14 protein-coding genes are annotated in these 12,958 nt (G+C 64.1%); 8 read left to right on the top strand and 6 right to left on the bottom strand.

Annotated elements, in window-relative coordinates:
* The first annotated feature begins 15 nt into the window (after nt 1-15).
* The 3 genes from yihA to M2320_RS07025 are packed head-to-tail and all read left to right on the top strand — an operon-like array spanning nt 16 to nt 2,414.
* Nucleotides 16-702 (top strand): ribosome biogenesis GTP-binding protein YihA/YsxC, encoded by a 687-nt coding sequence (gene yihA / locus M2320_RS07035; RefSeq protein ID WP_184430285.1) that lies wholly within the window; start codon nt 16-18, stop codon nt 700-702.
* Between the two features lie 52 nt (nt 703-754).
* Nucleotides 755-1,657, top strand: coding sequence for an acetylglutamate kinase (gene argB / locus M2320_RS07030; RefSeq protein WP_184430284.1), 903 nt, complete (start codon nt 755-757; stop codon nt 1,655-1,657).
* Nucleotides 1,658-1,703: 46 nt separating this feature from the next.
* Nucleotides 1,704-2,414, top strand: a complete 711-nt coding sequence (locus M2320_RS07025) for a pyrimidine 5'-nucleotidase (RefSeq protein ID WP_264596653.1) — start codon at nt 1,704-1,706, stop codon at nt 2,412-2,414.
* 3 nt (nt 2,415-2,417) lie between these two features.
* On the opposite strand, the gene M2320_RS07020 is transcribed toward M2320_RS07025, so the two are convergent.
* On the bottom strand, nt 2,418-2,723 hold the full coding sequence (locus M2320_RS07020) for a hypothetical protein (RefSeq protein ID WP_264596652.1): 306 nt from the start codon (nt 2,721-2,723) through the stop codon (nt 2,418-2,420).
* A gap of 136 nt (nt 2,724-2,859) precedes the next feature.
* On the opposite strand from M2320_RS07020, the gene dapD reads away from it, so the two are divergent.
* Together dapD and dapE are read left to right on the top strand one after the other, a co-directional pair.
* Nucleotides 2,860-3,714, top strand: coding sequence for a 2,3,4,5-tetrahydropyridine-2,6-dicarboxylate N-succinyltransferase (dapD, locus tag M2320_RS07015; protein ID WP_184430281.1), 855 nt, complete (start codon nt 2,860-2,862; stop codon nt 3,712-3,714).
* 85 nt (nt 3,715-3,799) lie between these two features.
* Nucleotides 3,800-4,954 carry a succinyl-diaminopimelate desuccinylase gene (gene dapE / locus M2320_RS07010; RefSeq protein ID WP_264596651.1) on the top strand — a complete coding sequence of 385 codons (1,155 nt, stop codon included), beginning with the start codon at nt 3,800-3,802 and terminating at the stop codon, nt 4,952-4,954.
* Nucleotides 4,955-5,094: 140 nt separating this feature from the next.
* Here the strand turns inward: dapE and M2320_RS07005 are convergent, their stop codons facing one another.
* Nucleotides 5,095-6,063: a polyprenyl synthetase family protein gene (locus tag M2320_RS07005; protein ID WP_425540658.1), complete on the bottom strand. Its 969-nt coding sequence runs from the start codon at nt 6,061-6,063 to the stop codon at nt 5,095-5,097.
* Between the two features lie 185 nt (nt 6,064-6,248).
* Here M2320_RS07005 and M2320_RS07000 point away from each other — a divergent pair, with 185 nt between their 5' ends.
* Entirely contained in the window at nt 6,249-6,998 is a 750-nt protein-coding gene (locus M2320_RS07000) for a tRNA1(Val) (adenine(37)-N6)-methyltransferase (protein ID WP_264596650.1), read from the top strand.
* On the opposite strand, the gene M2320_RS06995 is transcribed toward M2320_RS07000, so the two are convergent.
* Nucleotides 6,992-7,345, bottom strand: coding sequence for a hypothetical protein (locus M2320_RS06995; protein WP_264596649.1), 354 nt, complete (start codon nt 7,343-7,345; stop codon nt 6,992-6,994). The genes M2320_RS07000 and M2320_RS06995 overlap by 7 nt on opposite strands.
* A 139-nt stretch (nt 7,346-7,484) precedes the next feature.
* Between M2320_RS06995 and M2320_RS06990 the strand changes: the two genes are divergently transcribed.
* Nucleotides 7,485-8,411 (top strand): glycine--tRNA ligase subunit alpha, encoded by a 927-nt coding sequence (locus M2320_RS06990; RefSeq protein ID WP_264596648.1) that lies wholly within the window; start codon nt 7,485-7,487, stop codon nt 8,409-8,411.
* Between the two features lie 9 nt (nt 8,412-8,420).
* On the top strand, nt 8,421-10,691 hold the full coding sequence (glyS, locus tag M2320_RS06985; RefSeq protein ID WP_264596647.1) for a glycine--tRNA ligase subunit beta: 2,271 nt from the start codon (nt 8,421-8,423) through the stop codon (nt 10,689-10,691).
* Nucleotides 10,692-10,700: 9 nt separating this feature from the next.
* Here the strand turns inward: glyS and M2320_RS06980 are convergent, their stop codons facing one another.
* The 3 genes from M2320_RS06980 to M2320_RS06970 form a co-directional block, all read right to left on the bottom strand.
* Nucleotides 10,701-10,997 carry a HigA family addiction module antitoxin gene (locus tag M2320_RS06980; protein ID WP_264596675.1) on the bottom strand — a complete coding sequence of 99 codons (297 nt, stop codon included), beginning with the start codon at nt 10,995-10,997 and terminating at the stop codon, nt 10,701-10,703.
* A gap of 10 nt (nt 10,998-11,007) precedes the next feature.
* Nucleotides 11,008-11,292, bottom strand: a complete 285-nt coding sequence (locus M2320_RS06975) for a type II toxin-antitoxin system RelE/ParE family toxin (RefSeq protein ID WP_264596646.1) — start codon at nt 11,290-11,292, stop codon at nt 11,008-11,010.
* Between the two features lie 80 nt (nt 11,293-11,372).
* Nucleotides 11,373-12,929 (bottom strand): ArnT family glycosyltransferase, encoded by a 1,557-nt coding sequence (locus M2320_RS06970; protein WP_264596645.1) that lies wholly within the window; start codon nt 12,927-12,929, stop codon nt 11,373-11,375.
* Between the last annotated feature and the right edge of the window lie 29 nt (nt 12,930-12,958).

The raw sequence follows: 12,958 nt of genomic DNA, 5'->3' as shown, positions 1-12,958 counted from the left end.
TTGCAACGGCGATCCATGACCGAAACCGATTCCCCTGATTTCGCCGACATCGGCCGCTGGCTGTTCGCTCAAAACTGCGAATTCGTCTGGGCCGCCGACAAGATCGACGGGCTGCCGCCGATGGGGCCGCTCGAGATCGCTTTCGCCGGCCGCTCCAATGTCGGCAAATCCTCGCTGCTTAACGCGCTGACGACGCGCAAAACCCTGGCCCGCACCTCGCACACGCCGGGGCGCACCCAGCAGCTCAATTTCTTCGATCTTGGCCCTGACGCCGGCGCGCCCTTGCTGCGGCTGGTGGACATGCCGGGCTATGGCTATGCGGCGGTCTCAAAAGAAAAGATCGCCAACTGGACCCGTCTGATGAAAGAGTTTTTGCGCGGGCGCGCCACGCTGTCGCGCGTGTTCGTGCTGATCGACGGGCGCCACGGCATCAAGGACGTGGATCGCGAGATGCTGACCTCGCTCGACCAGGCGGCTTTGTCCTATCAGGTCGTGCTCACCAAGCGCGATGAAGTGAAAAAATCCCTCGTGGAAAAGACGCTCGAAGACGCCCGCGCCGCGCTGCGCAAACATCCCGCCGCGCATCCCGACGTGCTGTTCCTGTCCTCGCATTCGGGCGAGGGGGTGAGCGATTTGCGGGCCGCCATCGTGGAGCTGGTTTCGCAGCGCGACAGCGCGACTTTTGCCCGCCTGCGCGCTTGAGAGCGGCGGCGGACTCACGCTAAAAGAGCGCGCAACCAACAAAGGCGGCGTCATGACCGATCTCCCGACCTCGCAGCCCCTCGACACCGCCGAAGCGGTGAATCAGGCCAAAATCCTGATGCAGGCCCTGCCGCACATGCTGCGCTACGACGAAGCGGTGGTGGTGGTGAAATATGGCGGCCACGCCATGGGCGACGAAGAGACCGCCCGCAATTTCGCCCGCGACATGGTTTTGCTCGAGCAGTCCGGCGTCAATCCGGTGGTCGTCCATGGCGGCGGGCCGCAGATCGGCGCCATGCTGAAAAAACTTGGCATCAAGTCGGAATTCGCCGACGGTTTGCGCATCACCGACAAGGCGACGGTGGAGGTCGTCGAAATGGTGCTGGCCGGCGCCATCAACAAGCAGATCGTCGGCTACATCAACAATGAGGGCGGCCACGCCATCGGCCTGTGCGGCAAGGACGGCAAACTGGTCACTGCGAAAAAGGTCGAGCGGCCGGCGCAGGACGGCAAGCCGGCCGTGGATTACGGCTTTGTCGGCGAGCCCGAAAAAGTCGATTCGACCGTGCTCGAGCAGGTTTTGGGCCGCGAACTCATCCCCGTGCTGGCGCCGATCGCGCTGGGGAACGAGGGCGAAACCTATAATGTCAACGCCGACACGTTTGCCGGCGCCATCGCCGGCGCCATCGAGGCCAAGCGTCTGCTGCTGCTGACCGACGTGCCCGGCGTGCTCGACAAGGACAAGAATCTGATCAAGCGGCTGAAGATCGGTGAAATCCCGGCGCTGATCGCCGACGGCACCATTACCGGCGGCATGATCCCCAAGGTCGAGACCTGCATTTACGCGATCGAACAGGGTGTTGAGGGCGTGGTGATTCTCGACGGCAAGATTCCGCACGCCGTCCTGATCGAGCTTTTCACCGATCACGGCGCCGGCACGCTGATCACCCGGTGAGGCGAACGCTCGCACAATCGTCATGCGGCGCCCATATGGGACTCGCATGACTCTTTCTGTTCCGATCAAGCGCGCGTTAAGCCATTTCGCCCAGGTCGATACCTGGGTTTTTGATCTGGACAACACGCTCTATCCGCCGCACAGCGACCTCTGGCCGAAAATCGACGCGCGCATCACCGCCTATATGGCGGCCATGCTCGGTCTCGACGGCATTTCGGCCCGGGCTTTGCAAAAACACTATTATCGGGTGTTTGGCACCACGCTTGCCGGGCTGATCCACGAATATCAGGTCGACCCCACCGAGTTCCTGCATTTCGTCCATGACATCGACCGGACGTCGCTCGATCCCAATCCGGCGCTGGCGGCGGCCATTGAGGCGCTGCCGGGGCGCAAACTGATTCTCACCAACGGGTCGCACGCTCATGCTTTGGCGACGGCGAAGCAGTTGGGGATTGCCGAGCTGTTCGAGGATTGTTTTGCGATCGAGCACGGCGACTTTTTGCCCAAGCCGCATTTGCAGACCTATCAGAAATTTTTCGAGCGGCACGCGGTCAATCCGGCGCGCGCCGCCATGTTCGAGGACATTGTCCACAATCTCGAGGCGCCGCACGCCAGCGGTATGCTCACCGTGCTGGTCAAGCCGAAGGACGGGGCAGGGGATTTTCGCGAGGCCTGGGAGAAGCACGACGTCGTGCCGCCCCATGTGGATTTTGTGACCGACGACCTCACGGGTTTTTTGGCGGGCCTGCCGCTCTGAGTTTTACGGCTCGTAGTGGGTGTATTTGAAGTCGATCCACCTGTCGCGATCGGGCGTGGTCCAGCCGGATGTGCCGTCATAGAATGGGAAGCGCATCAAAAAGTTGCGGCCGCGGTCGAAGATCAGCAAAAAATCGCGCGAGCGCGACAGTTCGATGAAACGGTTGTGGTCGCCGTTGCGGTTTTCCGGCATTTCGATCCACTGGTCGCCGCGGCGTTCGATCCAGCCGTCTTCCCACGAAAAACGTTCGGCGAAACAGGGGCTCGAAAGCAGCGCGGTCGCGAGGGCGGCGAGAGCGATTTTCTTCATAAAAACCTCGGGTTGGGTGGAGGCATGAGAAGAGGGCGCGGTCTTGGGCTTGTCAATAGGCGGCGAAAAGGGCTTCAACCTTGACATCCCCGCCCCAAACCCCGAAACCAAAGCCATAAACCTGACGGGGAACCCCATGCCGCACGCGCTCGAGACCATTATCGAAGCCGCTTTCGAAGATCGCCTCAAAATCAATGCCGAAACCGGCGGCGACATTCGCCATGCCGTGGAATCGGCGCTGCATCTGCTCGACGCCGGCAAGCTGCGCGTGGCCGAAAAAATCCCCGGCGCTGTAGGCAAGGACAGCTGGAAGGTCAACCAATGGCTGAAAAAGGCGGTGCTGCTGTCCTTCCGCCTGCACGACATGAAGGTGATCCCCGGCGGTCCCGAAGGCGCCACCTGGTATGACAAGGTTCCGTCGAAATTCGAGGGCTGGGGCGCCAAGGACCACCAGCAGGCCGGCTTCCGCTCGGTGCCCGGCGCCATCGTGCGTCGCTCCGCCTATATCGCCCCCGGCGTCGTGTTGATGCCGTCCTTCGTCAATCTCGGCGCCTTTGTCGACACCGGGACCATGGTGGACACCTGGGCGACCGTCGGCTCCTGCGCGCAGATCGGCAAGAATGTGCATTTGTCCGGCGGCGTCGGCATTGGCGGCGTGCTGGAGCCGCTGCAGGCGGGTCCGACCATTATCGAAGACAATTGCTTCATTGGCGCGCGTTCCGAAGTTGTCGAGGGCGTTATCGTCGGCGAGGGTTCGGTGCTGGCCATGGGCGTCTATATCGGCGCCTCGACCAAAATCGTGAACCGGACCACCGGCGAGGTTCATGTCGGCTATGTGCCGCCTTATTCCGTGGTCGTCTCCGGCAACCTGCCCGGAAAAATCATGCCTTATGGCGAGCCCGGCCCCTCCACCTATTGCGCCGTGATCGTGAAGACGGTGGATGCGCAGACGCGCTCCAAAACCGCCATCAACGAGCTTTTGCGCGACTGAGGCCCCTCATCCGTCTCGCGCCCTGGCGGGCGCGAGCCACCTTCTCCCGCAAGGGGAGAAGGAGGGCCGTCACTGGAACGACGAGATGACGACTTTGAGCCCCGGCGTCGCGCTGGCGCGCGATCTGATCACCAAAGCCTCGGTGACCCCCGCCGACGCCGGCGCGCTCGACGTGTTGCAGCGCCGGCTTGAAGCGGCGGGTTTTGTCTGTCGCCGCCTGCCGTTCTCGGAACCCGGCACGCCGGATATCGACAATCTTTACGCGCGCATCGGGACCGGGGCGCCATATCTGCTGTTCGCCGGCCATACCGATGTCGTGCCGCCGGGCGATCTCCAAAAATGGCGGGCCGATCCGTTTGCCGGCGAGATTTTGGACGGCGAGCTTTTTGGCCGTGGCGCCGCCGATATGAAGGGCGGCATCGCCGCTTTCGCCGCCGCTGCTCTGGCCTATGTCGCTGAGACCCCTTTGCGCGGCTCCATCGGCTTTCTGATCACCGGCGACGAGGAAGGGCCGGCGATCAACGGCACCGTCAAAATGCTGGGCTGGATGGCGGAGCAGGGGGAAAAATTTGATCACTGCATCGTCGGCGAACCCACCAATCCCAATGAACTCGGCGATATGATCAAGGTGGGCCGACGCGGCTCGCTCAACGGTCGCCTGCGGGTGATCGGCAAGCAGGGCCATGTCGCCTATCCCTTGCGTGCGGACAATCCTGTCGGCCATGTGCTGGCGCTGTGCGCGGCGCTGAAGGAGACGCCGCTCGACGCGGGTACGGCTTGGTTCGATGCTTCGAACCTTGAGGTCACCTCCATCGACATTGGCAATGCGGCGACCAACGTCATTCCCGGCGAGGCGCTGGTGCGCTTCAACGTGCGGTTTAATGACGCATGGTCGCCCGAGACGCTGAAGTCCGAGATTGTGCGGCGGCTGGAAAGCGCGCGGCCGGCGGAAAAATTTTCACTGGAGTTCGACCCCTGTAATGCGGTGTCGTTCATCACCGAGCCGGACGCGTTTACCGAGTTGGTCGCCTCGGCCATCGAGGCGGAGACGGGGCGGCGTCCCGAATATTCGACCTCCGGCGGCACGTCGGATGCGCGCTTTATCGCGCAGCATGGAAAAGTGCTGGAGTTCGGGCTGGTCGGCAAAACCATGCACCAGATCGACGAGCGCGTTCCCGTCGCCGATATCGACGCGCTCACCCGGATTTATGGGCGGATTTTGCGGGATTATTTCGGCTGACGCCTCGCCCAAGTGGTGAGGAGGCCACCAAAGGCGGCCGTCTCGAACCATGCTTCAGCTGTTGAGGCGCCCGGTGCAGCGGCGCCCTCGCCCTTCGAGACGGCGCTGCGCACCTCCTCAGGGGAGTGAAGCGGCCGCTCTTAATGCGCGCGGCTGATGCAGAAATCGACCACGTCGATCAGCGCGCGCTTCCACGGCGAATCCGGGAAAATGCCCATGGCGTCGCGCGCCATCGCGCCATAGTGGCGGGCGCGTTCGATCGTGTCTTCCAGGGCGCGGTGCTTGGTCATCAGCCCCTGCGCCTTTTCCAGGTCGCCTTCGCCGATTTCGCCGTTTTCAAGGGTTCTCTGCCAGAAGGCGCGCTCGGCCTCGTTGCCGCGGCGGAAGGTCAGGACGACCGGCAGGGTGATCTTTCCCTCGCGGAAATCGTCGCCGACGTTCTTGCCGAGTTTGGCGGCGGTGCCGCCGTAATCCAGCGCGTCGTCGATCAGCTGGAAAGCGATGCCGAGATTCATGCCATAGGCGCGGCAGGCCGCGATTTCCGCCTTGGGGCGCAGCGCGACGGTCGGGCCGACTTCCGCGGCCGCCGCGAACAATTCCGCCGTCTTGCCGCGGATGACCGCGAGATAGGCGTCCTCGGTGGTCGCCGTGTCCTTGGCGGCGGCGAGCTGCATCACCTCGCCTTCGGCGATCACGGTGGCGGCGACCGAGAGAACGTCGAGACAGGGCAGCGAGCCGACTTCCACCATCATGCGGAAGGCCTGGCCCAGCAAAAAGTCGCCGACGAGCACGCTGGCCTCGTTGCCCCACAATTTGCGGGCGGCGGCCTTGCCGCGGCGCAGGTCGCTTTCGTCCACGACATCGTCATGGAGCAGGGTGGCCGTGTGCATGAATTCGACGGCGGCGGCGAGCTTGATATGGCCTTCGCCCTGGTAGCCGCACATGCCGGCGGTCGCCAGGGTCAGCATCGGGCGCAGGCGCTTGCCGCCGGAGGAAATCAGGTGAGTGGCGACCTCGGGAATCATCGTCACGTCGGAGCCTGTCCGGGCCAGGATGGTCTGATTGACCCGGTTCATGTCGGCGGCGACAAGGCCGACGAGAGCTTCCATGCCAGGATCGGCGGACTTTTCATCGAAGGAAACGACAACACCCAAGACTTAAACCCCCAGCGGCCAAAAGCTTTACGCTTCGCCGTCAAGCTTTCTTCGCCGCCGACCATAGGTCGTTAATGGGGCGGGAGCAAGCAGGGAGGGGATTCGACTTACCTACGTCCGTCCCGCTAGGATCGCCGCCCATGCCGGAAAATTCTTCTCCAGACCTGCTGCTTGGCGGGCGCATAAAACTGTTTCAGCGGACGGGGCACCGCGTCGGGACCGATGCGGTCCTGCTTGCGGCCGCTGCGCCGGCGCTGCCGTCCGGGCTGATCGTGGATGTGGGCGCGGGGGCGGGCTTTGTCGGTTTGGCGCTGGCGCTGGCCAATCCGGAGGCGCGCGTCGTGCTGTTGGAGAAGAATTCCGTCGCCGCCGAGGACGCCCGCCGCAATATTGAAGCGAATTTTTTTGCCGAGCGGGCGGAGGTGCTGCAAGCTGATCTGTTTGACGCGTCGGCGCGCAAAGCGGCGGGGCTGGTCGAGGCCGCCGACCTCGTCGTCACCAATCCGCCTTTTCTGGAGGCGCGCGCGTCGCGCGCGTCGCCGGACGCCGACCGGGCGATGGCGCATGTGTTGGGCGAGGGGGGGCTCGCCCTGTGGCTAAAAGCCGCGCTCGCCCTGTTGCGCCCCGGCGGCGTTTTTGTGCTCATCCATCGCGCCGATGCTTTGGGCGAGATTTTAGCCGGGCTTGGCGGGCGACTCGGCGGTCTTGAAATCGTTCCGATTTTTCCGCGCGCCGGAAGCGCCGCCATTCGGGTCGTGGTGCGCGGGCGAAAAGGGTCGAAGGCGCCGCTGGCTTTGCTGCCGGGGCTCGTCCTGCATGGCGAGGACGGCGCGTTCACGCCCGTAGCGGAGGCGATCCACCGCCACGGGCGAAAATTGTTCGATCAATAGCAGTAGCGCACCGTGCGCCAGCGCAGGCCGTAAGCGGTCTGCACCTGGACGCGGCGCAGCGCGCAGCCGCCGTAATCATCGTCGTAATAGGCGCCGCCGTACCAGGGGCCGCCGATACCGACGCCGACGAAGGGGACGCCCCAGCCCCAGCCGCCGCCGCCCCAGCCGGCGTGGCCGCCATGCCAGCCGCCTCCGTGGAAACCGCCGCCGCCAAAGCCGCCCCCGTGGAACCCGCCGCCGCCGTGCATGCCGCCTCCGTGTCCGCCAAAGGCGAGCGCGGGGTGCGCCGCCAGCGCCAGCGCGCCCGCAAGCGTCGCAGTCCTGAGAACGCCGCTCACTGTGGTCATGTCTGACCTCCTGTTTTGATTGACAAATTCTTAACAGGTCGGCCGTGAATGCCGCCTGAACGGCGCCGGCCAAAAAACGGCTTTCCCTTTGCAAGCCGGGCCTCTAGTTTGCGCCCGCCGCCGCACAAATAGGGAAACGATGACTCAAAACCCGTCCGCCCTCGACCCGAAGAAGAGTTTTCAGGGCCTCATCCTCACGCTGCAAACTTTTTGGGCGCGGCAGGGCGCCGTTGTGCTCCAGCCCTATGACATGGAGGTCGGCGCCGGCACGTTTCATCCCGCGACCACGTTGCGGTCCCTCGGCAAAAAGCCGTGGAAAGCGGCTTACGTGCAGCCCTCGCGCCGCCCCAAGGACGGGCGCTATGGCGAAAACCCCAACCGGCTGCAGCACTATTATCAATTCCAGGTGATCCTGAAGCCGAGCCCGGACAATTTGCAGGACCTCTACCTGCAATCGCTGGCGGCGATTGGCGTCGATTCCGTGCTGCACGACATCCGCTTCGTCGAGGACGATTGGGAGAGCCCGACGCTCGGCGCCTGGGGCCTGGGCTGGGAATGCTGGTGCGACGGCATGGAAGTCTCGCAATTCACCTACTTCCAGCAGGTCGCGGGCGTGGAATGCTCTCCCGTGTCGGGCGAACTCACCTATGGCTTGGAGCGCCTCGCCATGTACGTGCAGGGCGTCGAGAACGTTTATGACCTGAATTTCAACGGCTTGGACGGCGACGCGCGCATCTCCTATGGCGACGTCTTCTTGCAGGCCGAGCAGGAATATTCGCGGCACAATTTCGAGGCCGCCGACGTGAAAAAACTGTTCGGCGACTTCGAGCGCGCCGAGGCCGAGTGCAAGGCTCTGCTGGCGTTTGGCGAGCGTGACGACAAACATCTGATGGTGCTGCCGGCCTATGACCAGTGCGTCAAGGCGAGCCACGCCTTCAACCTGCTTGATGCGCGCGGCGTGATCTCCGTGACCGAGCGTCAAAGCTATATTCTGCGCGTGCGCGAACTGGCCAAGGCGTGCGGCGCCGCCTGGCTGAAGACGGACGGCGCGGGTTTGGTCGGTTAAGGAAAAACGATGTCCGATCTTCTGTTTGAGCTCTTTTCCGAGGAAATCCCCGCGCGCATGCAGGCGCAGGCGGCGGCGGATTTGAAAAAACTCGTCACCGACGCTTTGGTCGAGCGCGGGCTGCTGTACGAAGCCGCCACCAGTTTCGCGACGCCGCGTCGTCTCACCCTGCATATTGTCGGCCTGCCGCCGAGCCAGCCCGACCAGCGCGAGGAGAAGAAGGGGCCGCGCGTCGGCGCGCCCGAGGCGGCGGTCGCTGGCTTTTTGAAGAGCGCGGGGCTGGCGTCGCTGGACGAGGCCCGCATCGACACCGATAAAAAAGGCGGCCAGTTCTATGTCGCCGTGATCGAGAAGAAGGGCGCGCCGACGCTTGACGTGTTGGCCGAGATTTTGCCCGCGACGATCAAGAATTTCCCCTGGCCGAAGAGCATGCGCTGGGGCGCGGCCTCGGCGGAGGCCAATCCGCTGCGCTGGGTGCGTCCGCTGCACGCCATCGTCGCCACCTTTGGGCCGGAGACCGAAGAGCCAGAAATCGTTCCGTTCGAGGTCGGCGGCATCAAGGCCGGCAATGTCACTTTTGGTCACCGTTTTTTGGCGCCGGGGGCGCTAAAGGTGCGGCGGTTCGACGATTACGTGTCGAAACTGTACGACGCCAAGGTGGTCCTCGATCCGGCGCGGCGGCGCGACGTCATCTTGCACGACTGCAAGGACCTGGCTTTTGCCCAGGGGCTGGAGCTGGTCGAGGACGAGGGTTTGTTGCACGAAGTCGCCGGGCTCGTGGAATGGCCCGTCGTGCTGATGGGCGAGTTCGACGCCGGGTTTTTGGACATTCCCGGCGAGGTGATCCGCGCCACCATCCGCGCCAACCAGAAATGTTTTGTGCTGCGCGATCCAGCGACCGGCGGCTTGGCGAACAAGTTTTTGTTGGTGTCGAACGTTTTGGCAAGCGACGGCGGCAAGGCGATCGCGGCGGGCAATGGCCGCGTGGTGCGGGCGCGTCTGTCGGATGCTTTGTATTTCTGGCAGACCGACCAGGGTCCGCTGCCGGACTTTTCCGCGTCGGGCAAGCCGCCGTTGGATCAGCGCTTGGAAAAGCTGCGGGCGCTGAACATCGTGTTCCACGCCAAGCTGGGCACGCAGGGCCAGCGCGTCGACCGCATCATCGCGCTGGCGCGGGAGCTGGCGCCCAAGGTGGGGGCTGATCCGGAAAAGGCGGCGCGCGCGTCGGAACTGGCCAAGGCCGATCTGGTCACCGAGGTTGTCGGCGAGTTCCCGGAGACGCAGGGGCTGATGGGCCGGCGCTATGCCGAATTGCAGGGCGAGGATGCCGAGGTCGCGGCGGCGATCGAGGAACATTACAAGCCGCAGGGGCCGACCGATCGCATCCCCAATGCGCCGGTGAGCGTGGCCGTGGCGCTGGCGGATAAGCTGGACACGCTGGTTGGATTTTGGGCGATCGATGAGAAGCCGACCGGGAGCAAGGACCCGTTTGCGCTGCGTCGCGCGGCTTTGGGGGTGATCCGGATCATCTTGGAGAACGGGCTGCGTCTGCGGCTTGCTGACCTAATCGATGGTGCCCTTGCTTGGCATTTAACGGAACCCGACCCAGAAATTGATGCTCTATCCGCCCGTGAATATCTGATGACGGTTAAGCACCTTGATATCGCAGTCGGCCTCGCGAAGCGGAGGAGGACGGAACGCGGAGAGATTGTTGCTCCTACTGGTGAGGGATATCTTCGAGCAGCTGGTGTTGAAGGGGAGTTGAAAGCGTTCTTCGCGGATCGTCTGAAGATCGACCTTCGAGATCGCGGCGCCCGCCACGACCTGCTGGATGCCGTGTTCGCGCTCGGCGGGGATGATCTCGTGCTGATCGTGCGGCGGATCGAGGCGCTCGACGCCTTTTTGAAGACCGAGGATGGGGCGAGCCTGCTCGCCGGTTACAAGCGCGCCGCCAATATTTTGAAAGCCGAGGAGAAGAAGGACGGGGGTGGCGCCTTCGAGGCCGCGCCCTCCGGCGATCTGCTCGTCGAGGCGGAAGAAAGGGCTTTGTTCGCGGCGATGGAAACCGCCACGGCGGAGGCCGATGCGGCGCTCAAGGCGGAAAATTTTGAGGCCGCCATGCAGGCCCTGTCAACGCTGCGCGCGCCAACTGACGCGTTCTTCGACAAGGTGACGGTCAACGCCGACAAGCCGGAGCTGCGCAAGAACCGACTGAGCTTGCTGTCGAAACTGCGCCGCGCGATTCATCTGGTGGCGGATTTTTCAAGGATCGGCGGGTAACCCCGCCGCTCACGCGCGTTCAAGCATCGGTTCGATTTTCGCCAGTTCGCTTGCGATGGCGTCTTCGGCGGATTCGAGGGCGTAGCGGCTCTGGATTTCCATCCAGAACGCCGGCGTTGTTCTGAAAAACCGGGCGAGGCGCAACGCCGTGTCGGGCGAAAGGTCGACTTGCTCCTTCGCCAGGCGCTCGATGCGGGTGCGGGGAACGCCGATCGCCAGCGCCACCTTGCCGGCCGACAGGCCCAAGGGCGTCAAAAATTCCTCCCGCAAGATTTCGCCGGGGTGGATGGGCGGCAGTTTCGACATGGCGTCCTCCTCAGTGGTAATCGACAAATTCGACATCCTCCGCTCCGGAGTCTGTCCAGCGGAAGCACAGTCGGAACTGGTCGTTCACGCGAATGGAGTGCTGTCCGGCCCTGTCGCCTTTTAACGCCTCAAGGCGGTTGGCGGGCGGCGCCCGCAAGTCCTGGAGCTGGGACGCCGCGGCGAGCATGACGAGCTTGCGCCGCGTGATGTTCACGAGGTCCGACGGAAAACTCCGGGGGCGCTTGCGATCAAGGATGTGCTGCAACTCCGGGGACTTGAAGCTCTTGATCCCCATCGTCCCGCCTTCCGCATTATGGAGCGGAATGTATCATGGTGTGATACGCCAAGCAAGGGCCTGTATCACGCCAAGATACATTAGTGTTTGGTCAGCCCCAGCGAAAATTCCGGCGCGGGGTCGTGGAAATTGCGGCCCTTGTAGACTTTTAGCTCGAAGGCCGTTTTTCCGTTCGCTGTGATCGCGATCGGCGGCAGCGGCTCGATCGAGTCAAAATGTTTGCCGTAGAGTTCGCGCGCCTTCTCCGGGGTGAGCGCGCGGCCGACGAGGATGGCGTCGCGGCCGACAAATTTTTGCGGGTCGCGGGTCGCGCCGAAGCCGCGCGGGTCCTCGGACAGGCACAGAACCGGAAAGCCGCCCCCCAGCGTCGCGTCGATCTTGCCGGCCTCGAACCAGCGCTGCGCGCCGATGAATGCCCCCTCCCGGTCCAAGCCGCGGGCGAAAAAGGCGTTGGAAAAATCGGTCCAGTCGAGCGCTTCCTGAAACGGATATTTCGGGCCCGCCAGCAGTGGCGGTCGCGCGAGGTTCAGCAGCGCGAGCGTCAGGATCAGGACCGCGATCAGGCCGCCCGTTCCCAATGCGAGCCTTTTGATCCAGGGGGCGCCCTTTGCGAAAAGATCGGCGATTTCGCGGCCGAGCATCGGCAGAATGAGAAGATAGCCCGGCGCGGCCCAGTGCGGCAGCAGGCGGTTCGACGACCACAGCGCCGGCAGGGTGAACAGCAGGATCGGTCCCGCCGCGAGGCAGGCGAGCAGAAAATCCCGCTCCCGCTTCGGGCCACGCGCCAGCGCGCGGACAAACATCCAGGCGCAGGGCAGGAAAATCCAGGGCAGCAGGAACAGGGCTTGCGCGCCCAGCAGGATGAAGGGCGCGCCGAAATTGAGATGCGGCGCGCCGGTGCGGCCGCCCTGGAACAGGAACGACACCCAATTGTGTTGCGCGTTCCAGATCAGGACCGGGGAGAACAGGGCGAGCGCCAAAAAACCGGCGAGCCAGGGCCATGGGGTTTTGAGCCAGAACCGATGGCGCGGGCTGACAAGCAGGAACAGGAAGGCGCCGGCGGGCAGAAATACGCCGTGATATTTCGACAGCATGGCGAGGCCGGAGCAGACGCCCGCCATGATCCACCACCGCGGCGCCTTGCGGTCCTCGTCGAAAAAGGCGTGGGAGAGGGCGAGCGCGCCGCCGAGCAGGGCAGGCAGCAGGGGCGCGTCGGGGACGATCCAGCTCGCGTCGGTCACGCCGAGCACCGGGGAGCAGCAGAGGGCGAAACTCGCCCAGAATCCGGCTTCCGCGCCATACAGCCGGCGCGTCAGCAAAAACATCAGCGCTGTGGTGAGGGCGGAGAGCAGGATGAAGGGCAGGCGCAGCGCCAGATCGCTCTGGCCGAGAAATTTTTGCGCCAGGGTCGACAGCCACCAGGCGAGCGGCGGATGGTCGAAGCCGCTGAGCGCGAAATCACGGGCGGTGGCGACCGTATAGGCCTCGTCCATGCCGAGGCCGAGCGAACCGGCGAAGACGAGACGCAGCATGGTGGCGCACAGGATCAGTGCGACGACGCGCCGCTCCGGCGTGCCCAACAGCGCCGCATGGCCCGCAGGCGGCAGAGCGGCGGCGGCGGAAGGCGGGTGATCCATGTGTTCGAAAACTCCGGCTGGCTGGACTG

It is taken from the genome of Rhodoblastus acidophilus, assembly GCF_025961575.1.
Lineage (GTDB): Bacteria > Pseudomonadota > Alphaproteobacteria > Rhizobiales > Beijerinckiaceae > Rhodoblastus > Rhodoblastus acidophilus_C.
Note: the sequence above shows the minus strand (reverse complement) of the source record. Positions and strands in the feature narration are given on the sequence as shown.

What these genes read in the sequence shown, in the direction of transcription:
- yihA (WP_184430285.1), top strand. Translation starts at nt 16, where the DNA reads ATGACCGAAACCGATTCCCCTGATTTCGCCGACATCGGCCGCTGGCTG.
- argB (WP_184430284.1), top strand. Translation starts at nt 755, where the DNA reads ATGACCGATCTCCCGACCTCGCAGCCCCTCGACACCGCCGAAGCGGTG.
- M2320_RS07025 (WP_264596653.1), top strand. Translation starts at nt 1,704, where the DNA reads ATGACTCTTTCTGTTCCGATCAAGCGCGCGTTAAGCCATTTCGCCCAG.
- M2320_RS07020 (WP_264596652.1), bottom strand. Translation starts at nt 2,723, where the DNA reads ATGAAGAAAATCGCTCTCGCCGCCCTCGCGACCGCGCTGCTTTCGAGC.
- dapD (WP_184430281.1), top strand. Translation starts at nt 2,860, where the DNA reads ATGCCGCACGCGCTCGAGACCATTATCGAAGCCGCTTTCGAAGATCGC.
- dapE (WP_264596651.1), top strand. Translation starts at nt 3,800, where the DNA reads ATGACGACTTTGAGCCCCGGCGTCGCGCTGGCGCGCGATCTGATCACC.
- M2320_RS07005 (WP_425540658.1), bottom strand. Translation starts at nt 6,063, where the DNA reads ATGGAAGCTCTCGTCGGCCTTGTCGCCGCCGACATGAACCGGGTCAAT.
- M2320_RS07000 (WP_264596650.1), top strand. Translation starts at nt 6,249, where the DNA reads ATGCCGGAAAATTCTTCTCCAGACCTGCTGCTTGGCGGGCGCATAAAA.
- M2320_RS06995 (WP_264596649.1), bottom strand. Translation starts at nt 7,345, where the DNA reads ATGACCACAGTGAGCGGCGTTCTCAGGACTGCGACGCTTGCGGGCGCG.
- M2320_RS06990 (WP_264596648.1), top strand. Translation starts at nt 7,485, where the DNA reads ATGACTCAAAACCCGTCCGCCCTCGACCCGAAGAAGAGTTTTCAGGGC.
- glyS (WP_264596647.1), top strand. Translation starts at nt 8,421, where the DNA reads ATGTCCGATCTTCTGTTTGAGCTCTTTTCCGAGGAAATCCCCGCGCGC.
- M2320_RS06980 (WP_264596675.1), bottom strand. Translation starts at nt 10,997, where the DNA reads ATGTCGAAACTGCCGCCCATCCACCCCGGCGAAATCTTGCGGGAGGAA.
- M2320_RS06975 (WP_264596646.1), bottom strand. Translation starts at nt 11,292, where the DNA reads ATGGGGATCAAGAGCTTCAAGTCCCCGGAGTTGCAGCACATCCTTGAT.
- M2320_RS06970 (WP_264596645.1), bottom strand. Translation starts at nt 12,929, where the DNA reads ATGGATCACCCGCCTTCCGCCGCCGCCGCTCTGCCGCCTGCGGGCCAT.